The organism is Promicromonospora sp. NPDC023987 (genome assembly GCF_040639055.1).
Classification (GTDB): Bacteria; Actinomycetota; Actinomycetes; order Actinomycetales; family Cellulomonadaceae; genus Promicromonospora.
The window spans coordinates 98,818-122,664 of sequence record NZ_JBEZZF010000007.1; the positions used below are offsets into that span (position 1 = coordinate 98,818).

At 70.9% G+C, this 23,847-nt stretch carries 21 protein-coding genes and 1 tRNA gene; 15 read left to right on the plus strand and 7 right to left on the minus strand.

The window, feature by feature from the left end; translation table 11 throughout:
• The first annotated feature begins 61 nt into the window (after positions 1 to 61).
• Complete coding sequence (locus AB0F40_RS05750) at positions 62 to 1,300, plus strand: MFS transporter (protein ID WP_357465094.1); 1,239 nt, start codon at positions 62 to 64, stop codon at positions 1,298 to 1,300.
• 158 nt (positions 1,301 to 1,458) lie between these two features.
• Positions 1,459 to 2,652, plus strand: a complete 1,194-nt coding sequence (locus AB0F40_RS05755; protein ID WP_357465096.1) for a UDP-N-acetylmuramate dehydrogenase — start codon at positions 1,459 to 1,461, stop codon at positions 2,650 to 2,652.
• Positions 2,653 to 2,669: 17 nt separating this feature from the next.
• Here AB0F40_RS05755 and AB0F40_RS05760 read toward each other — a convergent pair whose 3' ends face one another.
• Both AB0F40_RS05760 and AB0F40_RS05765 read right to left on the minus strand, forming a co-directional pair.
• The gene (locus tag AB0F40_RS05760; protein ID WP_357465098.1) at positions 2,670 to 3,701 is read right to left on the minus strand and encodes a L,D-transpeptidase family protein; all 1,032 of its coding nucleotides are present in this window, start codon (positions 3,699 to 3,701) and stop codon (positions 2,670 to 2,672) included.
• Between the two features lie 133 nt (positions 3,702 to 3,834).
• A complete protein-coding gene (locus AB0F40_RS05765) occupies positions 3,835 to 4,908 on the minus strand; it encodes an adenosine deaminase (protein WP_357465100.1) in 1,074 nt (357 codons plus the stop codon).
• 185 nt (positions 4,909 to 5,093) lie between these two features.
• On the opposite strand from AB0F40_RS05765, the gene AB0F40_RS05770 reads away from it, so the two are divergent.
• Positions 5,094 to 7,088, plus strand: a complete 1,995-nt coding sequence (locus AB0F40_RS05770; protein ID WP_357465102.1) for a serine/threonine-protein kinase — start codon at positions 5,094 to 5,096, stop codon at positions 7,086 to 7,088.
• 17 nt (positions 7,089 to 7,105) lie between these two features.
• Here AB0F40_RS05770 and AB0F40_RS05775 read toward each other — a convergent pair whose 3' ends face one another.
• The 4 genes from AB0F40_RS05775 to AB0F40_RS05790 are packed head-to-tail and all read right to left on the minus strand — an operon-like array spanning position 7,106 to position 10,890.
• Positions 7,106 to 7,717: a response regulator transcription factor gene (locus AB0F40_RS05775; RefSeq protein ID WP_357465104.1), complete on the minus strand. Its 612-nt coding sequence runs from the start codon at positions 7,715 to 7,717 to the stop codon at positions 7,106 to 7,108.
• Positions 7,714 to 9,057, minus strand: coding sequence for a sensor histidine kinase (locus tag AB0F40_RS05780; RefSeq protein WP_357465106.1), 1,344 nt, complete (start codon positions 9,055 to 9,057; stop codon positions 7,714 to 7,716). The genes AB0F40_RS05775 and AB0F40_RS05780 overlap by 4 nt, the downstream gene beginning before the upstream one ends.
• Positions 9,047 to 9,970: an ABC transporter permease gene (locus tag AB0F40_RS05785; protein ID WP_357465108.1), complete on the minus strand. Its 924-nt coding sequence runs from the start codon at positions 9,968 to 9,970 to the stop codon at positions 9,047 to 9,049. The genes AB0F40_RS05780 and AB0F40_RS05785 overlap by 11 nt, the downstream gene beginning before the upstream one ends.
• The gene (locus AB0F40_RS05790) at positions 9,970 to 10,890 is read right to left on the minus strand and encodes an ABC transporter ATP-binding protein (protein WP_357465110.1); all 921 of its coding nucleotides are present in this window, start codon (positions 10,888 to 10,890) and stop codon (positions 9,970 to 9,972) included. Before AB0F40_RS05790 ends, AB0F40_RS05785 begins: the two co-directional genes overlap by 1 nt.
• A 227-nt stretch (positions 10,891 to 11,117) precedes the next feature.
• Here AB0F40_RS05790 and AB0F40_RS05795 point away from each other — a divergent pair.
• The 8 genes from AB0F40_RS05795 (at position 11,118) to AB0F40_RS05830 (ending at position 16,992) form a co-directional block, all read left to right on the plus strand.
• A tRNA-Trp gene (locus tag AB0F40_RS05795) sits at positions 11,118 to 11,193 on the plus strand.
• Positions 11,194 to 11,294: 101 nt separating this feature from the next.
• Complete coding sequence (gene secE / locus AB0F40_RS05800) at positions 11,295 to 11,540, plus strand: preprotein translocase subunit SecE (RefSeq protein WP_253869194.1); 246 nt, start codon at positions 11,295 to 11,297, stop codon at positions 11,538 to 11,540.
• Positions 11,541 to 11,786: 246 nt separating this feature from the next.
• Complete coding sequence (gene nusG / locus AB0F40_RS05805) at positions 11,787 to 12,614, plus strand: transcription termination/antitermination protein NusG (RefSeq protein WP_357465113.1); 828 nt, start codon at positions 11,787 to 11,789, stop codon at positions 12,612 to 12,614.
• A 71-nt stretch (positions 12,615 to 12,685) separates the two neighbouring features.
• On the plus strand, positions 12,686 to 13,117 hold the full coding sequence (gene rplK, locus AB0F40_RS05810) for a 50S ribosomal protein L11 (RefSeq protein WP_274993138.1): 432 nt from the start codon (positions 12,686 to 12,688) through the stop codon (positions 13,115 to 13,117).
• Between the two features lie 94 nt (positions 13,118 to 13,211).
• A complete protein-coding gene (gene rplA, locus AB0F40_RS05815) occupies positions 13,212 to 13,928 on the plus strand; it encodes a 50S ribosomal protein L1 (RefSeq protein ID WP_357465115.1) in 717 nt (238 codons plus the stop codon).
• A 275-nt stretch (positions 13,929 to 14,203) separates the two neighbouring features.
• A complete protein-coding gene (locus AB0F40_RS05820) occupies positions 14,204 to 14,836 on the plus strand; it encodes a sigma-70 family RNA polymerase sigma factor (RefSeq protein WP_357465117.1) in 633 nt (210 codons plus the stop codon).
• Between the two features lie 29 nt (positions 14,837 to 14,865).
• The gene (locus AB0F40_RS05825) at positions 14,866 to 15,387 is read left to right on the plus strand and encodes a hypothetical protein (RefSeq protein ID WP_357465118.1); all 522 of its coding nucleotides are present in this window, start codon (positions 14,866 to 14,868) and stop codon (positions 15,385 to 15,387) included.
• Between the two features lie 84 nt (positions 15,388 to 15,471).
• Positions 15,472 to 16,992, plus strand: coding sequence for a S8/S53 family peptidase (locus tag AB0F40_RS05830; protein ID WP_357465120.1), 1,521 nt, complete (start codon positions 15,472 to 15,474; stop codon positions 16,990 to 16,992).
• Positions 16,993 to 17,234: 242 nt separating this feature from the next.
• Here the strand turns inward: AB0F40_RS05830 and AB0F40_RS05835 are convergent, their stop codons facing one another.
• A complete protein-coding gene (locus tag AB0F40_RS05835) occupies positions 17,235 to 17,663 on the minus strand; it encodes a hypothetical protein (RefSeq protein WP_357465122.1) in 429 nt (142 codons plus the stop codon).
• Between the two features lie 681 nt (positions 17,664 to 18,344).
• Here AB0F40_RS05835 and AB0F40_RS05840 point away from each other — a divergent pair.
• The 4 genes from AB0F40_RS05840 (at position 18,345) to rplL (ending at position 23,787) form a co-directional block, all read left to right on the plus strand.
• Positions 18,345 to 19,625 carry a CHAT domain-containing protein gene (locus AB0F40_RS05840; protein ID WP_357465124.1) on the plus strand — a complete coding sequence of 427 codons (1,281 nt, stop codon included), beginning with the start codon at positions 18,345 to 18,347 and terminating at the stop codon, positions 19,623 to 19,625.
• A gap of 158 nt (positions 19,626 to 19,783) precedes the next feature.
• On the plus strand, positions 19,784 to 22,381 hold the full coding sequence (locus AB0F40_RS05845; RefSeq protein ID WP_357465126.1) for a CHAT domain-containing protein: 2,598 nt from the start codon (positions 19,784 to 19,786) through the stop codon (positions 22,379 to 22,381).
• 407 nt (positions 22,382 to 22,788) lie between these two features.
• Positions 22,789 to 23,319 (plus strand): 50S ribosomal protein L10, encoded by a 531-nt coding sequence (gene rplJ, locus AB0F40_RS05850; RefSeq protein WP_357465128.1) that lies wholly within the window; start codon positions 22,789 to 22,791, stop codon positions 23,317 to 23,319.
• Between the two features lie 81 nt (positions 23,320 to 23,400).
• Positions 23,401 to 23,787 carry a 50S ribosomal protein L7/L12 gene (gene rplL, locus AB0F40_RS05855; protein WP_357465130.1) on the plus strand — a complete coding sequence of 129 codons (387 nt, stop codon included), beginning with the start codon at positions 23,401 to 23,403 and terminating at the stop codon, positions 23,785 to 23,787.
• Positions 23,788 to 23,847: the final 60 nt, after the last annotated feature.

Genomic DNA, 23,847 nt, shown 5'->3' on the forward strand with positions numbered 1-23,847 from the left:
TGCTGGGCTGATCCCAGATTGTGGCTTACGGTCGGGAGATTCAATCGCACCAAGGAGTTCCGTGCCTACTGCACACGCCGCGGCTCGCGCGGTCTTCGTCGTCTTTGCTGCCAGTGGGTTCGCGTTCGCGAGCTGGGCATCGCGTCTCCCGGCGGTCCGTGACGGCCTCTCCTTCTCCGAGCAGGAGATGGGTCTGCTGCTGCTCACCGGGTCCGTCGGCTCGGTCGCCGCGATCCCGCTCTCCGGCCTGGTCGCCGAGCGGTTCGGTACCGCCCGAACGGTAGTCGGCTTCGCGAGCGTGCTGGTAGCGGGGCTGGCCGTGGCCGGCTACGGCGTCGTCGCGGACGAGCATCTCGCGGTGCGGCTCGGCCTGATCCTGTTCGGCGTGGGAGCCGGGGTGTGGGACGCCGCGATGAACCTCGAGGGCGCCGCCGTGGAGCAGCGGCTCGGCCGCGCGGTCATGCCGGTGTTCCACGCAGGGTTCTCGTTCGGCACCGTGCTCGGTGCGGGCATCGGCGCTCTGGTGGCCACCCTCGGGGTGCCGGTCGGCTGGCACATCGTGGGGGCCGGCGTCGTGGCCCTCCTGTCGGTGCTGATCGCCGTCCGCTACTTCTCGCCGAGTGTCGCCGCCGTGCCCCACGGCGTGCCCGACGGCGAGGCGGGCAGTGCCGACGGTGCCGATCCTGGAGCGGTGACCCCGCCGACGTCGGGCATCGCCGGGCTGATCGCCGCCTGGCGGGAACCGCGCACGCTCGCGATCGGGCTGGTCGTGCTCGCCGCGGCCCTGACGGAGGGCGTGGCCAACGACTGGGTCAGCCTCGCGGTCGTGGACGGGTTCGGCACGTCCGACGGGATGGGCGCAGTGGGTCTGGCGATCTTCCTCACCGCCATGACGACGGCCCGGCTCGCCGGGACGCGAGCCATCGACCGCTTCGGACGGGTGCCGGTGCTCGTCCTGTCCGCTCTGCTGGCCTTCGTCGGCGTGCTGACGTTCTCGCTGGTCCCGGTCCTGTGGGTGGCCCTGGTCGGGGTCGGCCTGTGGGGCCTGGGCGCGGCGATGGGCTTCCCGATGGGGATGAGCGCGGCGTCCGACGAGCCGCGACGGGCCGCGATGCGGGTCGCCGCGGTGTCGACCATCGCGTACACGGCGTTCTTCGTGGGCCCGCCGCTGATCGGGTTCGTCGCCCACGCGACCGGCTACCGACTGGCGGTGCTGGTGCTCCTGGTGCCGATGGTTCTGGGGCTGCTCGTGGCTCGTTCCGTCCGGCCGCTCCCGTCCGCCGCGGGTGTGAAGAGGTAGTGCAGGGCGGCGAGGAGTGCGGGTCCCAGCGACTGGGCCGCGACGTCGTGCAGTGCACACGTCCGTCGGCACCAAAAGGTTCCAGAATTGGCAGACATCACCCACGGCATGTCGAAGATGTGCACAAATCCAACGCGACAGGTAGATAGGCTTGCACGGTGAGCCCATACCCGGCAGACACCGTCCAGGCGCAAGCGGTGGCCCCCAGCCTCGCCGATCTCACCACACTCCGCGTGGGTGGCCCGGCAGCCTCGTTCGTCGAGGCCGAGGAAGAGGCTGCACTGATCGAGGCGGTGACCACCGCCGACGACGACGGTGTGCCGCTGCTGGTCGTGGGTGGCGGCTCGAACCTGCTGGTGGCTGACGAGGGTTTCGACGGTGTCGTCGTGCGTGACAACCGCACCGGGATCACCGTCGAGTCGGACGACTCCTGCGGCGGCGCCGTGGTGAGCGCCCCGGCCGGGCAGAACTGGGACGAGCTCGTGGAGTGCGCGGTCTCCGGCGGCTGGGTCGGGGTCGAGTCGCTGTCCGGCATCCCCGGGACGGTGGGCGCCGCCCCGGTGCAGAACATCGGCGCGTACGGGCAGGAGCTCTCCGGTGTGGTCTCGCTCGTCCGCACGTGGGACCGGGCAGAGCGGCGGGTGCGGACCTTCTCCGTCGGGCAGCTGGACTTCGGGTACCGCACGTCGCTGCTCAAGCGTTCGATGCACAGCGAGGGGAGAGAGGGCGACCTGCTGGCGCCGTGGTACCCGTCGCCGCGCTACGTCGTGCTGAACGTGCAGTTCCAGTTCCGGCTCGGCACGCTGTCGGCGCCCATCGGGTACGGGGAGCTGGCGCGGCGCCTGGGCGTCGAGGTGGGGCAGCGTGCCCCGATGAAGCATGTCCGCGAGACCGTGCTCGGGCTGCGCGGCGGCAAGGGGATGCTGCTCGACCGTCCGACCTTCGGCGCCGAGCCGGACCACGACCGCTGGAACTCGGGGTCCTTCTTCACCAACCCCGTGATCCCCGTGGAGCACCTGGCTCACCTGCCGGAGGACGCTCCCCGGTACCCGGTCCGTTCCTCCACCCCGAAGACGACCACGGGTCCGAGCCTCGGCGCCATCGACCCGGCGCTCGTCAAGACGAGCGCGGCGTGGCTCATCGAGCACGCGGGCTTCGCCAAGGGCTTCGGGCTCGCAGGGGAACGCAGCCCGGCGCGCCTGTCGACCAAGCACACGCTCGCGATGACCAACCGCGGGGGCGCACGGGCGGAAGACGTGATCGCCCTGGCTCGAGCAGTGCGCGACGGCGTCCGGGACCGGTTCGGCGTGACCCTGGTCCCGGAGACCGTCCTGGTGGGCATCTCCCTCTAGCCCTGGTAGCTCCAGCCCTAGTAGACGACGACCGGCGTGCCCGACGGCGCGCCCCAGGTGTCCCAGATCCAGTCCATCGCGCTGTTCGACACGCGCACGCACCCGTGCGACGCCGGGAACGCGGGGACCGACGAGGACCCGTGCACCGCGATGCCGCCCGTGAAGAACTTGGGCCGCCACATGTCGCCCAGCTCGAGCGACGACGAGTGCATCCCGTTCACCTCGCGGTACACCGCGAACGACCCCCGCGGCGTGTACGCCGTGTAGGTGTTGCCCATCGCGTCGTACGTCGCCCCGTTGCCGGACGACGCGTTGATGACCTTCACGACGGAGCCGTTCTCGACCGCCAGCACGAGCTGCCGGTCGACGTCGATCTCGAGCACCTTGCCCGACGACGTCTGCGGCTGCGGTACCACGCCGTCGTCCGCCGCCTTCTGCGTCGCGTCGCCCACCACGCCGTCGCGGTACAGGCCACCGGCCTTCTGCAGCGCGAAGATCGCCTGCTGCGTCTCGCCGCCGTAGGCGCCGTCGACCGACGTGATGAAGTAACCCAGGTCCTTCAGCCGCTGCTGCAGGTCGCCCACGCGGTCGCTGGCCTCGCCGTACTCGATGTGGTCCGGCTCCTCCGGCTCCTCGTCCTTCGAGTCCGTCTTGCCCTCCGGCTTCTCGTCGGCATCCGCCGCACCGTCGCCCTCGTCGGACTGCTCGTCGTCGTTCTTCCTGCCGTCGTCGCCGGCGTCCTCGTCGCCCTCGCCGGGTGCCGCCGTGCTGTCGTCATCCTCCGCGCCGGCGTCGGCGCTCCCCTCGGCCGACGGCTCGCTGGCCCCCGGCCCCTCGGACGCCGACGCCTCGGCGCTCGGCTCCGGGCCGGCGGAGCTCTCCTCGGGAGCGGGCGAGCTGGTGTCCGCCGCACCTCCCTGGGGCTCCTGCTCGCCGCCGCAGGCGGACAGCAGGCTTGCCGTCAGCGCGACCGCGCCCAGCGTGCCCAAGATCCTCTTGCCGACGGCCTTGCCCACGCCGTTTGTGGACCTACCGTGTATTGCCCGCATCGTGACTCCTCCTCGGCCGCACCTGCTGGGGTGGTGCGGCACCGCGCACGCGAGACGACGTCGTCCCCTCGCGGAAGTGTTCCCTATGTCTTAATAACGCGCGGGTGTCCAGGAAGGTTGGGTCGGCTGATCGTCACCTGATCGTGACGCTACCGCCCGCGGGGAGGGGATCTACGGGATCCGCGGGGTCGGGCGTGAGCAACCACGCGTCGACACCGGCCAGGAGGCGCGCCTTGGTGCCCGACGACGCCCGGCTCGCCCGGATCGACGACGCGGCCAGTCCGGCGAGCTCCGCGTCGGTGAAACCGTGCGCGCTCCGAGCGATCTCGTACTGGTCGACGAGCCGGGAGCCGAACAGGAGGGGGTCGTCGGCGCCGAGCGCCACGAGGGCACCAGCGTTCACCAGGGTGCGCAGCGGGACCTCGCTCGCCTCGCTGTAGACACCCAGGCCGATGTTCGAGCCGGGGTTCACCTCGAGCGCGACACCGCGCTCCACGATGCCGGCGAGGACCCGCTCGTCCTCGGCGGCGCGCACGCCGTGCCCGATCCGGTCAGGGACGAGCTCACGCATGACCTCGCTGATGTGGTCCGGACCGAGCAGCTCGCCGCCGTGCGGCACGGCGGCCAGGCCGGCCCGCCGAGCGATGTCGAACGCGTGCCCGAACTGGGACGTGTCGCCGCGGCGCTCGTCGTTCGACAGCCCGAAGCCCACCACCTCGCCGACGCCCTCGCCCGCGTACCGGGCGGCCAGCCGGGCGAGCGTGCGCGCGTCGAGCGGATGCTTCATCCGCGACGCCGCGATGATCACGCCCACCTCGATCCCGTGCGTGGCGCTCGCGGCCCTGGCCGCGTCGATGACGATCTCGACGGCCGGGGTGATCCCGCCGACGAACGGCGCGTAGGAGGTCGGGTCCACCTGGATCTCGAGCCGGCCGGAGCCCTCGGCGGCGTCGTCGGCGGCGGCCTCGCCGACCAGGCGGCGCATGTCCGCCTCCGAGCGCACGCACGCCCGAGCGGCGTCGTACAGGCGCTGGAAGCGGAACCAGCCACGTTCCGTGGCGGGCAGGCGCAGGGGATCGTTGTCGATGAGGGCCTCGGGCAGCCGCACGCCGTGGGCGGCTGCCATGTCGACGAGGGTCGGTACCCGCATGGATCCGGTGAAGTGGAGGTGGAGGTGCGCCTTGGGCAGGAGTGCGAGGTCGCGCATCTGCGTAGTCTGGCAAAGCGGTGCTCTCACGGCAGCCGCGGGTCGTGATACTCCGCACTACTCACACATCCCGCAGGCCCATCTTTGGTGCGCTCGCGCTCCTCTCAGTATCCTGAAAAGAACATGCCTCAGATAGCCGAAATGACTGATTTGCTCGACGCGCAACCACGGACACCGGTGAACCAGTGAACGAAGAGACCACGGGCGAGGACAACGCCGCAGACCTTCCGGTGCACGTCGTTCTCGGCGGAAAGTACGAGCTGGTCGACGTCCTGGGCACTGGGGCAACGTTCACCGTCTACGAGGCGCAGCGGGTAGCAGCACCGGCCGAGCCGGAGCCCACGGCGGGCGAGGACGGCGACCCGGACGACGCCGGCGCGAGCACCGCCGCGGCCGACGCCGACGGGGCCGACGCGAGCGATGCCGAGCCGGGCGCGGCGTCCGACGACGACCGGACGGCTGACGCGGCGGACACCGGGGCGAAGGCTGCTCCCGCTGACTCCGACGGCGACTCTGATTCCGACTCTGATTCCGACTCCGACGGCGATTCCGACGGCGACGCCGGAGCAGCCGACGCCGACACGACAGCCGAGATCGCCGATCCGGTCGAACCCGAGGAGCCGGAGGTCGACCTCGACCAGCCGCTCGTCGTGAAGGTGCTGCACCCGCACCTGGTCGACGACCAGAACGCCCGCGACTCCCTGCGGCGCGAGGTCGAGGCGTCGGCGCTGATGAACCACCCCGGCGTCGTGAAGGTCCTGGACTCCGGCGAGGAGGACGTCGCGGGGGCGAACGTGCCCTGGACGGTCATGAACCGGATGGCGGGCGTGTCCCTGTCCGACTTCGCGGGGGACAACGGCCTGCCCTGGCGCGACGCGCTCGCGATCCTCGACGGCCTGCTGGAGTCGCTCGCCGCCGTGCACGCGGCGGGCCTGGTGCACCGCGACGTCGCGCCGCGCAACGTGATGGTCGACAAGCAGGCCGACGGCACGTTCGTCGTCGGGCTCCTGGACCTGGGCCTCACGCGGCCGGCGGGCGGTGACGGCGACGGCGCGACGGTGGCCGGGTCCGTTCTCGGGATGTCGCCCGAGCAGGCCCGCGGCAAGCCCCTCGACGCGCGCAGCGACATCTATGCCGCCGGTGCGGTCACGTACTACATGCTGACCGGGCACGCGCCGTACGAGCGTGCGCAGGCGGAGGACGTCCTGCGGGCGCACGTGAACGCACCCGTGCCGGCTGCCTCCGCGCGCCGTGCCGCCGTCCCCGCGTCGGTGGACCGGCTCGTCACCCGCGCGATGGCCAAGGACCCGGGCCGGCGGTTCCCGACCGCGGAGGCGATGCGCGGGACCGTGACGATCCTGCTCGGCGGTCCCGCGGGCCGGCTGGGCACCAGCGGCGAGACCATGCAGCTCGGCGTGGGTGCCGGCGGCACCGAGGTGATAGACCCGGTCACCGGGGCGGCCGGCTCCGGCACGATGAAGCTGGGCCAGGTCAGCGAGGGTGCCGACCGCACCATGATGGTCGGCGCCGTGGGCGCGGCCGCGGTCGGGGCTGGAGCCGCCGGTGCCGCCGCGGGCGGCGCAGAGGGCGGGTCCGGCGCGGAGACCGTTGCCGTGACCGGGCCGGTGCCGGTCGGCCCGCCCCCGGTCGGACCATCTCCGGTGGCGTCACCCGAGGAGGAGCGGAGGTGGTGGCACTCCTTCACGACCGGGCGCGGCCGGGTGGCCACGATCATCGTGTTCGCGCTGCTCGTGTTCGGCGGCGCGGGCCTGGTGATCGCGAACATGATCGGCGACCAGGCTCCTCCGGTGGTCACGCCGACCGTCAGCCCGTCCTCGGAGGACCCGACGGAGGAGTCGACGCCGTCGTCCACCCCGACCGAGACGGAGGAGGACGTGGCGCCGCCTCCGCCGCCGGACCCGACGCCCACCCCGACGCCGACGCCTACTCCGACGCCTACCCCGACGCCGACCCCCACCCCGACGCCGACGCCGACGCCGACCGACCCGCCTACTGACGAGCCGACCGACGAGCCGACGGGCGAGCCGACCAATCCGCCCACGACCGAGCCGACCGACCCACCGAGCACCCCAGCCGACCCGACCACCCCGCCTGCCGACGGTGAGGCCGGCGGGGATGCCGGCGGGGACACGGATGGCACTGCCACCGGGAGCAACTAGGGTTCGCCTGCGAACCGTCAGGCGATCCAGCCGCGCGCCCTGGCCACGGTCACCGCGCCCGTCCGGTCGGCGACACCGAGCTTGGCGAACGCCCGGATGAGGTGCGTCTTGACCGTCGCCTCCGTGATGGACAGCTCGCGCCCGACCTCGGAGTTCGACCGGCCGAGCGCCACCAGCGCGAGCACCTCGGCCTCCCGCGCCGAGGGTCGCTCCGCGGCCGTGCGCACGGAGCTGACCAGGCGCGTCGCCACGCTCGGCGCCAGCACCGTCTCGCCACGGGCCGCCGCCCGGACGCCCGCGACGAGCTCGGCGCGGGGCGTGTCCTTGAGCAGGTACCCCGTGGCCCCCGCCTCGACCGCCCGCAGGATGTCGGCGTCGGTGTCATAGGTCGTCAGCACGACGACGCGCGGCCCGGTGCCCACGATCCCGGCGGTCGCCGCGACGCCGTCGAGCACCGGCATGCGCAGGTCCATGAGGACGACGTCGGGCCGCAGGGACGTCGCCAGCGTCACCGCCTCGCGCCCGTCGGCGGCCTCGCCGACCACCTCGAGGTCGTCCTCGACGGCGAGCATGCCCACCAGACCTGACCGCACCACCGGATGGTCGTCCACCACCAGCACCCGGATCATCCCGCCGCCCCCTTTGTTCCGTCGTGTCGTCCGGCCGCAGCGCCGGCCCCTTCATCAGCCCCTGCGTCCGGCAACGCGGGGGCCTGACCGTCGACCTGTCCGTCGACCGGCACCCGGGCGCACAACGTGGTGCCGCCCCCGTCTCCCGGCCCGACGGCCAGGGTGCCGCCCGCCGACCGTACGCGCTCCCGCATCCCCGCCAGCCCGAACCCGTCGACGACGTCCGTGCCGATGCCCCGCCCGTCGTCGGACACCGTGAGCGTCACCTCTCCCTCGGCCTGCCCCAGCCGCACGACGACGGACCGCGCCCGCGCGTGCCGCCGCACGTTCGCGAACGCCTCCTGGGCTGCCCGCAGCAGCACCACCTCGACCGTGGGGGACAAGGCCCCCACCCGATCCGTCTCGACGGTCACCGCCAGGCCGGTCTCCTCCGTGAACCGGCTCCCGAGCCGGCCCAGCGCCTGCGGGAGCGAGGCGTCCTGCAGCGCGACCGGCGCGAACGCCGCCACCAGGGCGCGGGCCTCGGCGAGGTTGTCGCGCGCGGTGTCCTCGACGACGTGCAGGCGCTCGCGCACCGCGCGGTCGTCCCCGAGATCGAGAGCGGCCGTCGCCGCCTGCGCCTGCATCACCACGCTCGTGAACCCCTGGGCCAGCGTGTCGTGGATCTCGCGGGCGAGGCGCTCGCGCTCCGCGAGCACCCCGGCCTCGTGGCTGGTCTGCGCCAGCTGGGTCTGCGCCACGTGCAGCTTGCCGAGCAGCCGCACATGCTCCTCCGCCCGGCGCATCGCCACGTGGAACCAGAGCCCGAGCCCGATCGCGAACACGAGAGTGACCATCATCTGCGGCACCACCTCGCCCATGACCGCGAGGTCGAAGCCGTACTGCGACGAGATACCGACCGACACCGCGACCGTGAGCGCGACACAGCCGATCACACCCTGCCGGATCGACTCCAACAGCATCCACACCTGCGCGAACGCGATGAACAGCAGGAGCGACGCCACCCCACCCTGGGACACGGTCACCCCGGTACCGACGACGACGACCACCAGGTACTGCACGGCCAGCCGCTGGTTGCGCGTGCGTGCCGCCCGCGCACCCCACACCAGGTAGGCCACCACGATCGCGGCCATCGCCGTGTAGGCGACGGCGAGCTGTGTGCCCCGCGTGCCGGCCAGGGCCAGGGCGACGGCGGTCAGCGCGATGATCGCGCCGAACGCGGCGTCCCACCAGCGCACCTGTTGCTCCCACCCGGCGTACAGGCGCTCCAGGTCGTAGTCGCGGCTCGCCCCGTGCTCCGCTGCGCCCCCCGTGTCCATCGCGTTCTGCTCAGCCGTCATCGTGCCGACGCCACCGGAACGTACGAGCGCCGACCACGAGCGCGGCCACCAGCCATGCCGCAAGTACAGCAGCCGTCGCACCGTGCTGCCAGGCCCCCGCCGGCTCGACGGCGGCGAAGGCATCCGGCAGGAACACCGAGCGCATGCCCTGCGCTATCCACTTCAGCGGGAAGATCGACGCCAGGTCGAGCATCCAGCCGGGCAGCTGGGTCACCGGGAAGAAGACCCCCGACGTGAACTGCAGCAGCAGCAGCGGTGTGACCACGACGGCGCTCGCGGACCTGCCGGAGCTCGGGACCGACGAGTACGCGACGCCGCACACGGCCCCCGCCGCCGTCCCGAGCACGAACACCCAGGCGAAGGTGGCCCAGCGCCCAGCGTCGTCGGGCAGCGGGACGTCGAAGACGAGAGTGGCGACCGCGAGCAGCAGCGCGGTCTGGGCGAGCACCGTGACCAGGGACAGGAACACCTTGCCGAGAAAGTACGACGTCGCGGGCAGCGGCGTGGCACGAAGGCGCTTGAGGGTGCCGTCGTCCCGCTCGACGGCGATCGAGATCGCCAGCGTCTGGAAGGTGGAGAGCATGACTCCGGTCGCCACCATGCCCGGCAGGAAGTACTGCGCGAAGCTGACCGTCGTGCCGCCCGCGACGATGGGGTCGTCGCCGCCGAACACCGTCGCGAAGATCGCGAGCATGAGGATCGGGTAGGCGAAGCTGAAGATCACGGAGTCGCGCTCGCGGACGAACTGGAGCAGCTCGACGCCGCCGCGTACCAGCCCCTGCCGGAGCGTGCCGGGCAGCTGCCTCCCCGGTCGGTCGAGAACCGTCTCCCGTTGGTCGACCGTCTCCCGCTGGTCGACCGCCCCCCGTTGGTCGAGCTTGTCGAGACCCCCCACGCCATCCGTCCCGCTCATCACGCCGCCTCCCTGCTGCTGTCGTCGATCTCGATGCCTTCGGTGCTGGTCGTCTCGCCGATCAGCGACAGGTACACGTCCTCGAGCGTGGGCCGGGTGACCGACAGGCCGGGCACCTCGCGGCCAGGCCCGGCCGCCGCCATCAGCCGGCCGACGACGGCCGTCGGCCGGTCGGTCCGCTCGGCCCGCCGCACGCCGCCGTCGTCCCACGCGACCACGGGGGTGCGGGCCTGGGCGCCGCCCAGCGTGTCGGGGGTGCCCGTGGCGACCACTGCGCCGTCGCGCACGACGACGACCCGGTCGGCCAGCTGGGCGGCCTCGTCCAGGTAGTGGGTGGTCAGCACGATCGTGGTGCCGCCGTCGCGCAGGCTCGTGACGAGGTCCCAGAACGACCGGCGGGCCTGCGGGTCGAACCCGGTGGTGGGCTCGTCGAGGAAGAGCAGCTCCGGCCTGCCGACGATGCCGAGCGCCACGTCGAGCCGACGCCGCTGCCCGCCGGACAGCCCACGGGTCCGCGCCCGGGCCTTCTCCTCGAGCCCGACTGCGGCGATGACCTCCGCGGGGTCGCGCGGATCGGGGTACGAGGCCGCGGTGGACCGGACCTTCTCCAGGACGGTGAGCTCGCTCATGTCCCGGGAGTCCTGCATGACGACACCGATGCGCGCTCGCCAGGAGCGGCCCGCCCGACGCGGGTCCTCGCCGAGCACCTGCACCTCGCCGTCGTCCCGGTCGCGGAAGCCCTCGAGGATCTCGACGGTGGTGGTCTTTCCCGCCCCGTTGGGGCCGAGGACCGCCACGATCTCGCCGGGGGAGACGTCGAGGTCGAGGCCCGCGACGGCGTCCTTGTAGCCGGCGCGCGCACTGCCGTACCGCTTGCGGAGGCCGCGTACCCGCACGGCCAGGGGGTCGGATGTCTGCATGCCGTCGAGCATGCTCCGGTAAGCGTCCCTGGCGGGACGCCCGTTCGACTGCACCTGCTGTCCACCGTTCGGTGGACAGCTCTGTCGAGACCGCCCAGACCCGCCCGGGACGGGTTCGACCTACGGCCGTGGGTACCGTACAGTTGTGCCTCGGTGATTGATGCTGACGTGATGTGGCGTGCTTCTTCAGGGCGCGCAGCAGATCGTGGCAACGGCATCGAACACAAAGGGTAGTGGCGCAATTGGTAGCGCAGCGGTCTCCAAAACCGCAGGTTGCAGGTTCGAGTCCTGTCTACCCTGCCAGCGTGAACCCCAGCGGGTCCGCGCGCAGCGGGCCCACGTGAGTGGACCTGGAAAGCCAGTCCGCGCCGCCCGGCGCACCGGGCCACAGGAGTGGGGTAGCAGTGAGCGACACCGAGGTGATCCAGAGCGCCGCGGAGCGTCCGAGCAGAGGCGGCGGCAACATCTTCGCCCGAATCGCGCTCTTCGTGCGTCAAGTGGTGGCCGAGCTCAAGAAGGTCGTCGCGCCGACGCGTTCCGAGCTCATGACGTACACGGGCGTGGTGCTGGTCTTCCTGGTCGTCGTCATGATCTTCGTGGTGCTGCTGGACTACGCGTTCGGCATGCTCGCCGGCTGGGTCTTCGGCTGATCCGACCCTTCCGCGACGGCACGCTGACGCAGCCGTAGACGGTCCGACCGCAGGTCGGCGTCGGTCCGGGTGCGCCGGACAAGCAGATGGGGCACGCTGCGCAGTACTTCGCTGTGATCGTTCTCGCCTGTTGCTGATTGTCCCTTCGCGGCATTTTCGCGCGACAATGGGCGAACACAGCTCGTAGAGGTACGCACACCCGTGCCGGGCGCAGCCCGGCGCACGAAGAGAAAGCAGGTTCGTTTCGTGTCCCAGGACTCTCTGGACCAGACGGAGAACGTCTCGCCGCCCGAAGGTGACGAGGCGGCCGTCGACGCGCCCCTGGACGCCGAGAACGCCGACGTGCCTGCGGACGCCGAGACTCCGGTCGACACCGACGCCGAGACCACGGACGAGAGCGAGGTCGAGGGCGATGCCACCGACGAGCGCACCGTCGACGCCGACGGCGACGTCATCGTGGACGAGGTCGAGGAGTTCAAGCGAACCCTCCGCACCCAGCTGGGCGACTGGTACGTCATCCACTCGTACGCGGGCTACGAGAAGCGCGTGAAGACCAACCTCGAGAACCGCATCCAGAGCCTCAACATGGAGGACTACATCTTCCAGGTCGAGGTTCCGATGGAAGAGGTCGCCGAAATCAAGAACGCGCAGAAGAAGATCGTGAGCCGGGTCCGCATCCCGGGTTACGTCCTCGTGCGCATGGACCTGACCGACGAGTCGTGGGGCGCCGTGCGGCACACGCCGGGTGTCACGGGCTTCGTCGGGCACACGCACCAGCCGGTGCCGCTGAGCTTCGACGAGATCTACTCGATGCTCGCGCCGTCGATGCTGCCGCAGCCGGCCCAGGCCGGCCAGACGGCCTCCGCCGGTGGCGCGGCGGCCGGCGGCAAGGCCCCGGTCCACGTCGACTTCGAGGTCGGCGAGTCGGTGACCGTGACCGACGGGCCGTTCGACACGCTGCCCGCCTCGATCTCCGAGATCAACGTCGAGGCCCAGAAGCTCAAGGTCCTCGTTTCCATCTTCGGCCGGGAGACCCCGGTCGAGCTGGGGTTCAACCAGGTCGCCAAGATCTGAGCCCGTTCCCCGGCATTGCAACCGGGTCATCGCCCACGGCGTCGGCCCAACCGAACAGAAGGTAGACAAGCATGCCCCCGAAGAAGAAGGTCTCCGGCCTCATCAAGCTGCAGATCCAGGCCGGCGCCGCGACGCCGGCTCCGCCGATCGGCCCCGCACTGGGTCAGCACGGCGTGAACATCATGGAGTTCTGCAAGGCGTACAACGCGGCGACCGAGTCGCAGCGCGGCAACGTCATCCCGGTCGAGATCACGGTGTACGAGGACCGCTCGTTCACCTTCATCACGAAGACCCCGCCGGCCGCCGAGCTGATCAAGAAGGCCGCCGGCGTCCCCAAGGGCTCCGCGACGCCGCACACGGTCAAGGTTGCCTCGATCACGAAGGACCAGGTCCGCGAGATCGCAACGACCAAGATGCCGGACCTCAACGCGAACGACCTCGAGGCCGCTTCGCTGATCATCGCGGGCACCGCCCGTTCGATGGGCATCACCGTCTCGGAGTGACGAGACCCGTCAGACCAAGGTGACCGGCGGACGTCGTCGGCCACCGCAAGTGGCAGGGCTACTCGGCCCGCTACGACCACAAGAGGAGAGAAACATGGCAAAGCGCAGCAAGGCGTATCTCGCCGCAGCGGAGAAGATCGACAGCGACAGCGTCTACGCGCCGCTCGACGCGATCCGTCTCGCCAAGGAGACCGCCACCGTCAAGTACGACGCGACCGTCGAGGTCGCGTTCCGGCTGAGCGTCGACCCGCGCAAGGCGGACCAGATGGTCCGTGGCACGGTCAACCTGCCGAACGGCACGGGCAAGACCGCCAAGGTCATCGTGTTCGCCAACGCCGCCAAGGCGGAGGAGGCCCGCGCGGCCGGTGCCGACGAGGTCGGTGGCGACGAGCTCATCGAGAAGGTGGCCGCCGGCTACACCGACTTCGACTCCGCTGTCGCCACGCCGGACCTCATGGGCAAGGTCGGTCGCCTCGGTAAGGTCCTGGGCCCCCGCGGCCTCATGCCGAACCCGAAGACCGGCACCGTGACGATGGACGTGGCCAAGGCTGTCGCCGACATCAAGGGCGGCAAGATCGAGTTCCGTGTCGACAAGCACGCGAACCTGCACTTCATCATCGGCAAGGCCTCCTTCTCGGAGACCCAGCTGCTGGAGAACTACGCGGCCGCGCTCGACGAGGTCCTGCGCCTCAAGCCGTCGTCCTCGAAGGGTCGCTACATCAGCAAGGCGACCATGACGACGACGATGGGCCCCGGCATCCCGCTGGACCAGAGCAAGACCACCAAGCTTCTGGACGACGTCTCGGCCTGAACCGAGCGCTCCTGAGCACGAGAAGACCCGCATCCCCCTCGGGGGTGCGGGTCTTCTTGATTTGTGTTCAGCGGGATGTATCGAACCTGGCGTTCGCCCCTCTTGTCTGATGAGCGGCACCGTGCCGACGCGCGTCGAGGAGAGGGGACTGCCTGATGGGCACCGTCTTCTACCTCCCCGGATCCGCGGTCTCGGCCGTAGACTCGGCTGGTCCAAGTGCGCCACGTCCGGTATCGGACATGGCAACATCCGCCAGCAGAGAATCCCGTGGTGCAATGACAGGATCAAGGGAGGCCCTGCCCGACGTCGACGGGCCCGGGCTCACGCTCGGCGATCGCGCTGCGATCGCCTTGACCGAGTACCGCGAGGGCAACCACCAGGCGCTCGGCGACCTGGTCCGCGAGGCGACGCCGCTGCTGTGGCACACGGTCCGCGCGCAGGGCGTCGAACCCGATGCCGCCGAGGACGTGGTGCAGAGCACCTGGGTAGCGCTCGTGCGGCACGCCGACTCGATCGCTGAGCCCAAGGCCGTGCTGAAGTGGCTCCTGGTCACGGCGAAGCGCGCTGCCTGGGAGGCCGTGCGCAAGCACCGTGACGACGAGAAGCGCCGCACCGAGCTCCCGGACGACAGCCCGGAGCACCCGATGGCTCTTCCCTCGAAGGCCCCGCTGCCCGACGCCGAGGTGCTGCGCGACGAACGCGATCGCCTCCTGTGGATGTCGCTCCAGAAACTTCCCGGACGCTGCCAAGAGCTGCTGCGTCTGGTTTCGCTCGCCGACCGGCCGGACTACCGGCACATCTCGGCGGCGATCGGAATGCCGATGGGTTCCATCGGCTCGACTCGTGGGCGCTGCTTGGCAAAGCTGCGCACCATCCTCGACGAGCAGGGGGACTTCTCGTGGACCTGACGCCGGAACCGAACAAGGACGATTGGGCCATGGGGGACCTCTCGTTCGATCCGAAGGGCCGGCTCGACGCCGACGACGGAATCGTGCTCACCCGTCTTGCCCAGCTGGTCGAGGCGGTTGACCCGGTGCCGAGCGATCTCGTCGAGCGCTCGCTGTTCGCGATCACGCTGGCCGGCCTGGAGGCCGACCTGATGGAGGCCGTCTACCTCGACGCACCGCTCGCGGGCGTCCGTGGGGCCGCCGCAGCCGCACGCGCCGACGACACGGCGCCGGCCGAGGCCAAGACCATCACCTTCACGCACGACTCCCTGACCGTCATGATCAGTCTGTCCCCGTCCGCCGGCGGACGGGTCCGGATCGACGGCTGGGCCGCACCCGCGGCCGGGCTCGACGTAGAGCTGCACCGGCCGGGGGTCGACGTCGTCACGGTCGCCTCCGACGAGGACGGCCGGTTCGCTTTCGACTCCGTCGACCGTGGGCGGGCGAGCCTGGTGGTCCGCAGGACCGACGGCAGCGGCGGTGCCGTGAGCACGCCGGTTATCGAACTCTGAACTTCTGAACTGTTGAACCTCTGACCCTGCCGAGGGGGCGCGGCGAGGTCGGCCAAGTGCGTCTATCGATGGAGAGGTACTGCTGTGAGTGAGCCCATGCCCGAGGGAATGCGCGTCCGAGACCATGGCGGGGGATGGCGGCCGGTCCGGGAGCTCGATCCGGAGACCGACCGGCTCCCTGGTGGGCGGGTAGCACCCACCCGCTACGTGCGTGACCGGGTGATCGTCCGGGGCGATTCCCAGGGCGGGCACAACGCGCTGCTGGATCTCATCACGACTCGTGCTCGGGAGAACGGCGTCTCGGTGACGACGGGCGACTTCCAGCAGGCGCCGTCGCGTGAAGGCGCCGACGTCGTGGGGGCGCGGCCCGACGTCGAGGTGCGGCTCGATGACGTGCGGGACGACTGGGACGCGCTGGGGCTGCTGGCGGCTGTGGCGGAGGAGGCGGGGGAGAACCGGAGGCGGGTGTCGCTGGATCATGTGGTCACAGGCCACCGAAACGATGCCGGGTACGGCGATCCAGACAAGCGGATTCCTGCCGTCTATCCGGGCGCTGCACCAGTTCGTCGGTCCGACGGCGTGTCGCCCCTGACAGCTCGGGACGGCACCGTCCGGCCGGTGGTGGCGATCCTTGATACCGGCATCGGAAAGCACCCTTGGTTCGACGAGCCGAGAACCGCCGTGTTGCGTGACGTGAAGCTCGATGGCCAGTCGATCGGTACCTATCCCGAGGAAGATGTCGACGCCGAGCGCGAAGGTCGCCGCGACGGCGAAGCGTCGCGCCTAGACCGGTACGCCGGCCACGGCACCTTCATCGCTGGTGTCGTTCACCAGACATGCCCCGACGCCGCACTGCTTCCCATCCGGGTCTACGGTGGCGACGGTACAGCCTCTGAGTGGGATTTCGCGCGCTCGGTAGAGCGGCTCCTGGAGTTCCATCTGCGGGGACTAGCTGGAGTTCCGGGGTACTTCCCCGTCGACATCGTGGTCATTGCCAGCGGTTACTACCTGGAGTACCCGGAGGACGACGATGACTACGAGGGCGTTTATCGCGGCCGTCTCCGGGATCTGCGTCGGGCGGGTGTGCTTGTCGTGGTATCCGCTGGCAACGACGGGTCAACGCGCAAGACGTTCCCGGCGGGCTGGGCGCCGTCCGTACGTCGGACCAGCGGCGGCGTTGTTCCCGGCGATGTGCACGACCTTTGCCCGGACTACACACCGTTGATCGGGGTCGCCGCATCCAATCCCGATGGCACCCTGGCCGACTTCAGCAATGACGGCCCTTGGATCGCTGCGGTGCGCCCTGGCGTGAACGTGCTGAGCGCGATGCCCACAACATTCGACGGATCCGCCGAAGGTAAGCGCTCGGCGGACGGCCTGCGCCATGCTGTCGACCCGGACGACTTCACACACGGCTTCGGAACCTGGAGCGGGACGTCATTCTCGTCGCCCTACCTTGCGGGCCAGCTTGCGGCAGCCATCTTCTCTCGCCGGAGTGCTGGCGAACTTCCAACGTCAGACACGCCCGGGCGCGTTGGTGACGCCTGGCATGCTGTGATCCAGGTTGGGGACCTCTACTCGGAGGTACCTGGAGTGCCAGTGTGATGACGTGAGCCGGGGGTTTTTGTGTGAGTGGTACACGCTTGGAGGTGCTCGCAGAGCGTTTTGAGCGCGCGCGCGAATGGAACATTCGTGCGCGTCCACGCCGTGCTCGCCGTGAATACCAAGCACTTCTTCGGGAACTTGGTGAGTATGACGGGACGGAGCTGGTCGACGACGAGCGGAAAGTATCGGCGTGGCTTATCGCGAGGTCTTGGATGGGACTTGCGCAGGCCGACCTGGCGATCTCAGGCGATCTTCGAGGCGCTCTCGGGCTGCTCGATAGGGCGCTCGATGCCGCCAAACTCCTGGATGGTAAGGAACGCCGACACATAGAGGCAGTGACCGCCGGGCAGCGTGGGTTGTTCCTCCGAAATGCAGGGGAGCACGCGGAGGCGGTGAAACTCTTCAATCGAGTACTGGCGGTTAGCGACGATGGTGAACCGCGGGATTTGGCAGTCACGTACCTCAATCGAGCTGCCGCCCTGTCGGACCTGGGGGACATAGAGGGAGCTCTGGCTGACAACCTTGCCGCAGTGCGACACGCCAACACTGCCGGCGTCCCGGTTCTTGTGGCCTTTGCTCGTCACAACTCCGGCTACTACCTGAGCATGCTTGGTGACGCGCCTGCAGCGCTGGCCGAGATGGCCGCCTCGCGCGAGCTTGCGCCGGAACAAGACAACGGTATTCCCCTGCTGGGCCGAGCAGAAGTGCTGTACGGCGTCGGATTGGTGGACGAGGCGGATGCTCTGTTGGCCGAGGCAATTCCGCAGCTACTCAAGGCGGGGCGACGTACAGATCGGGCGATCGCCGAGTACGTTCGTGCTCGATGCCTACTCGCCCTTCTCCGTTTCGACGAGTCGGCAACCTTTGCGGCTCGAGCGCGCACACACTTTGTCGCCGCTGGATACGCACAATGGGCTGTGCTTGCAAGGGTGCTAGAGCTGGAGGCGGCCCTAGCACCTGCACGACGGGGGACAAAACGGGTGGTGCACAACGCCGTCCGTCGCCGTGCAGCGCAGGCACTCGCCGCTGCCGAAGAGGGCGACACCGCCGGACCAGTCTTGGGTCAGCACCCTGGTCACGCCGCGCGACTGGTGGGGGCCCAGTGGTTCCTACTTATAGGGGATCTTGTCGCTGCTCGCGCTGCTCTCGCGGACCTTCCGCGGGGGCTGACGAACGCCCCGCTGACCATGCGGATCCAGCACTACACGGCTCGAGCCGAGCTCGCGTTCGCAGCGGGTGACCGTGCCAGAGGCCTACGGGCGGTCAGGGCAGGCCTGGGCCTGCTCGCTGATCATCGTGGCCGACTCGGTTCGGTCGAGTCGGTCACGGCTGCCGCTACGCATGGAGTGGAATTGACCCGCATCGACGTCGCGGCCGCGGTACACACCGGAAAGCCAGGTGCTCTGTTCGACGCGTTGGAGCGCGGCCGCGCCACCTTCGCCGGCACGGGCCGCGTCACCCCGCCCGACGACCCAGAAGCTGCGGCACTCCTCACCGAGACCCGGAGCCTGCTCGCCAGGGCACGCGAGCTGCCCGCGGACCAGGCGAAGGAGCGGGAACGGCTCACCCGCCGCGCGTACCGCATCCAAAATGAGGTCCGCGAACGTTCCTGGCAGCACGCGGGCAACGCGGGCGGGGTGCAGCGTCCAGTGACGGCCCGCGAGCTGCGCCGTGTGCTGACCGAGCGTGGCGACGAGGCCGCCGTCGTTGCCAACTTCTTCGTCCTCGATGGTGTGCTCCGCTGTGTCCGGATGGACGCGCACGGCGTGACGACCATCGACCTCGGATCAGCGGAGGATATGACTGAGCGCGTGCGCCGACTGAGCGCCGACTTCGCCATGGCCGCCAACGATCTGATCCCGGCGCCGCTTCGCGCCTCCGCCAACGCCTCCCTGGCGCGCAACCTCAAGGTGCTCGACGACATCCTCCTCGCCCCGCTCCACGCCTCGGGGGACCTCTACGTCGTGGGTCGCGAACCCCTGCTCAGCGTCCCCTGGACCGCCCTCCCCTCCCGCAGCGGCCTGCGCACCGCCGTCAACTCGTACGTGGCTCGGGGCCGCACCCACGCCCGCCCCAGCGGCAAGCGCCGACTCCTGGCAGCGGCCGGCCCCGGCGTGAAGCACGGCACCGACGAGGCCCATGCCGTCGGCCGCCAATGGGCAGGCGCAACCGTCCTGACCGGCGAGCACGCCGTCACCGAGCACGTCCGCACGGCGCTCGCGACCCACGACGTCGTCCATCTAGCCACCCACGGCCAGCACGACGCCGACAACCCACTCTTCGCGAGCATCGACCTCGCCGACGGCCCGCTGTTCGCCCACGAACTCGACGGGACGCCCTTGCCGGGGTCGGTGGTGATCCTGTCGTCGTGCGAGGTCGGTGGTTCCACCCAGGTGCTCGGCGGCGAGGTGCTCGGCCTGACGTCGGTACTCCTGCGCCTGGGAGCCCGCGCCGTCATCGCCTCGGTCGCCAAGCTCTCCGACGAGCTCGCCGCCCGCGTCATGCCCCGCCTGCATGCTCACCTGCGTGAGACCGACGATCCGGAGGCGGCGCTCGCGGCGGCCCTCAAGGACGTCGCTGAGCCGGTTCCGTTGGTCTGCTTCAGCTCGGTCGAGGGACTCGCCGTCACGTGATGCCCTCAAGCGGGCGAAGAGCGGTCCAGACAGTCACCTTCACCCGACCGCAAGTCCCTGACCTGCGGCGTCGAACAGGCCGGTGACACAGGCCACCACACCCCGCTACCGTGTCCCGCCAGACGCCCGCGGTGGCGCCAAAAAGGCGAGGGGGCGACATGTGGCCGGAACTTGAGGCGGAGCTGCTGGCCGCGCGGGAGCTCAACTCCCGGTCGCGGCCTGGCGACGCCTTGCCGCGGTTCCGGGACGTGCTCGACCGGCTTCGGATGATCGATGCCAACGGCCTTGGACCAGCGGACCACGAGCGCTGGGCCGAGGGGAGCGTTCGTTCCCTGACGGGGGAGGCCGTTGCCGTCCAGGCGATCGAGGACACGCTCGACAAGCCGCTGGCGCTCCTCGAAGACGCCGATGCTCGTGCCGAGACCGCACCGCCGTCGGCCCGGGTACGGCTCGCCGCCGTCGTCGAGGGGACGCGTGGTCTGCTCCTCCAGCGTGCGGGCCGGCATGCCGACGCCATGGCTGCCTTCGACCACGTGCTCGCGGATCCGACTCTCCTGCCCCCGCGGGATCTCGCGGTGGCGCTGCTCAACCGGGGCGCGACAGCCATCGAGCTCGGTCGGCTGGACGCGGCGCTCCGCGACTTCGACGCCTGCCACGAGCGGGCGGTACGCGCGGACCTGACCGGTGTCGCCTCGCTCGCGCAGCAGAACACGGGCTTCGTGCGGTACGCGCTCGGCGACATCCCGGGCGCGTTGCAGGCCATGGCCGCCGCCCGCGCCGTCGACCCCGAGCGTGCGGACGGGGTGCTCGACATCGGCCGCGGCGCCGTCCTCTACGAGGCAGGCCTGCTCGAGGGCGCCGAGCGCGTCCTCAGCCAGGCGATCTCTCGCATGGTCGTTCCCGGCCGGGCCCAGCACCGGGCGGACGCCGAGTACTTCCGCGCCCGCTGCCTCTTGGCGCTGCACCGGTGGGAGGAGGCCCGCGTCGGCGCGGCCTTCGCCCGGCAGTACTACGCCGGCGTCGGCCGCCCGCAGCGAGCAGCGGTCGCCCACGTCGCGGAGCTGGAGGCGATCCTCCTGCCGGTCCGCCGTGGCGAGGTCCCCGTGCCGCACGACGCGCGCGACCGCGCAGAGCAGGCGCTCGACGCGGTGCGGGCCGGCGACGAGGTGGACCCGCTCCTCGGGCAGCACCCGGGTCTCGCGGCGCGGTTCGTCGCGGCACAGTGGTACCTCCTGGCCGACGACGTCGCGGCCGCCCGCGCGGTGCTCGACAACCTGCCCGACGGGATGGCCGACGCCCCGCTCACCACCCGGATCCAGCAGCAGACCGTGCGCGCGCAGATCGCCTTCGCCTCGGGGGACAGGGACGCGGGGATCGCCGCCGTGCGCCTGGGCCTCGGTCTGCTCGCCGACCACCGCGTGGGCCTCGGCTCGGTCGAGTCCGTGACCGCCGCCGCCGCGCACGGCGTCGACCTGCAGCGCACCGACGTCGAGGCCGCCGCCAGGACCGGCGAGCCCGACGCGCTGTTCGAGGCCCTCGAACGCGGCCGTGCCACCTTCGCCGGCGTGGGTGGCGCCGCAGCCCCGGACGACCCCGCCGTGCGAGCGCTCGTCACCGAGGCCCGCGGCCTCGTCGTCCGGGCCCGCACGCTCACCAGCCCGGAGAGCGCGGGCGAGCGCGCCCACCTCTTCGAGCGCTCCGGCAGGCTCCTCGCGACCGCCCGCGAACGCGCCTGGCACCGGACGGGCGACGACGCGGCCGCGGTCGAGGAGCGCCCCGCGACCGTCGCGGACGTCCGCAGCCTGCTGGCCGCCCGCGACGACGGCGCGGTGGTCGCCAACTTCCTGGTGTTCGACGGCGTCCTGCGCTGCGTCCGCCTGGACGCGCACGGCACCCGCACCATGGACCTCGGCCCACGGGCCGACGTCGCCGAGCGGGTGCTGCGCGCCCGTGCCGACCTCGGGGTGTGCGCCAACGACCTCGTACCCCCGGCGCTGCGCGACGTCGCCCGCCGCTCCCTGACCCGCAACCTCGACGCGCTCGACCAGCTCCTCGTCCAACCGCTGGAGGTCGACGGCTCCCTCTACGTCGTGGGCAGGGACCCGCTCGTCGGCGTCCCGTGGACCGCGCTCCCGTCCCGGCGAGGGAAGCGCACCACCATGCGCTCCTATGTCGCGCGCGGACGGGCACACGCGCGGCCGGGGGAGGGGCACCGGCTCCTCGCGGCGCACGGCCCCGGGGTGACCCTCGGCGCCAGCGAAGTACGGGCGGTGGGCACGATGTGGCCCGGCGCGACCGTCCTCACCGGTGCGGCCGCGACCACGGCGGCCGTACGCGAGGCGCTCGCCACGCACGACATCGTGCACCTCGCGACCCACGGCCGGCATGACGCCGACAACCCGCTCTTCGCCTCCATCGACCTCGCCGACGGCCCGCTCTTCGCGCACGAGCTCGACGGCACGCGGCTGCCCGGATCGGTGGTGATCCTCTCGGCGTGCGAGGTCGGCGGCTCCTCCCAGGTGGTCGGTGGTGAGGTCCTCGGGCTCACCGCTGTGCTCCTGCGGCTCGGCGCTCGCGCCGTCGTCGCGGCGGTCGCCCCGCTGTCCGACGCCGTCGCCGCCCGCGTGATGCCGCGGTTCCACGCCCACCTGCGTGCCACCGACGACCCGGAGGCGGCGCTGGTGGCGGCGCTCGCGGACGAGCCCGAGCCGGCGCCGCTGGTGTGCTTCGGCTCCCTGGAGGGCCTCCCCCGCTGACGCCGCCCAGGCCGTGCGGCCGGCGTCGGCGGCGTCGAACGTAGGGTTAGTCGCTGCAAGGGGCCTGATAGAGCGACGGAGCCTACGTTCGCCGGCGACAGAGCGACGGAGCCTACGTTCGCCGGCGTGTGGCGGGCGCCACCCGGCGTTTGGTGCGGCGCCACCTCCGGGATCGTGTAATCTACTCAGGTAACCCAAGACCGCCGGTTGTCCGACGCTGCTCTCTTGCAGGGTGGAAGAGGACCGAAGTCCCGCTGAGAGCGGGGGCCTGCGTAGGTGCGAACTCGAGTGCGGCCCTGCCGCGCAACCGAGCCCCGTCGCCTGCGCCGGGGCTCTTTCTCATTTCCGGGGCCCAGCCCGGGGCGTACGCCTCAGGGAACGGTGGTACCACCACCGGAAGGACTGCCATGGCGACGCCGGAGAAGGCAGCCGCTGTTGCGGAGCTCGCGGACAAGTTCCGTGACTCCAACGCAGCCGTGCTGACCGAGTACCGCGGGCTCACCGTTGCGCAGCTCAAGGAGCTGCGTCGGTCGCTCGGCGGCAACGCAACCTACGCCGTGGTGAAGAACACGCTTACGGAGATCGCGGCCAAGCAGGCCGGTGTCGAGGGCCTCGACGCCGATCTGAAGGGCCCCTCCGCCATCGCATTCGTGACCGGTGACCCGGTCGAGGCTGCGAAGGGACTGCGTGACTTCGCCAAGGCGAACCCCGCTCTGGTCATCAAGGGGGGCGTGCTTGACGGCGCCTCCATGACGGCCGCAGAGATCACGAAGCTCGCGGACCTCGAGTCCCGCGAGGTTCTGCTGGCCAAGGCGGCCGGTGCCATGAAGGCGAAGATCAGCCAGGCTGCTTACGCCTTCAACGCCAAGCCCACCCAGGTCGCTCGCGTCATCGATGCCCTGCGTCAGAAGCAGGAATCGGAGGGTGCTGCCGCCTGATCGGGTGGCAGCACAGCAACAAACCCCCTGCTTCTGGCGGGCTGACCGGCCCGCGAAGCGATTACCGAAAGGAACGCCAACATGGCGAAGCTCAGCACCGAAGAGCTCCTGTCCACCTTTGAGGAGCTCACCCTTCTCGAGCTCTCGGAGTTCGTGAAGGCCTTCGAGGAGAAGTTCGACGTCACCGCGGCCGCCCCGGCCGCCGTGGCCGTTGCCGGCCCCGCCGGTGGCGCGCCCGCCGAGGCCGCTGAGGAGAAGACGGAGTTCGACGTCATCCTCGAGGCCGCCGGTGACAAGAAGATCCAGGTCATCAAGGAGGTGCGCGCGCTCACGTCCCTCGGTCTCAAGGAGGCCAAGGACCTGGTCGACGGCGCGCCGAAGCCGGTTCTCGAGGCTGCCGACAAGGACGCCGCCGAGAAGGCCAAGGCTGCTCTTGAGGGCGCCGGCGCCACCGTCACCCTCAAGTGACTTCTGGCTGTACCGCCTTCGGGCTGGTGTGACGGCGGCTCGGGCTCGTCCCGGGCGCCG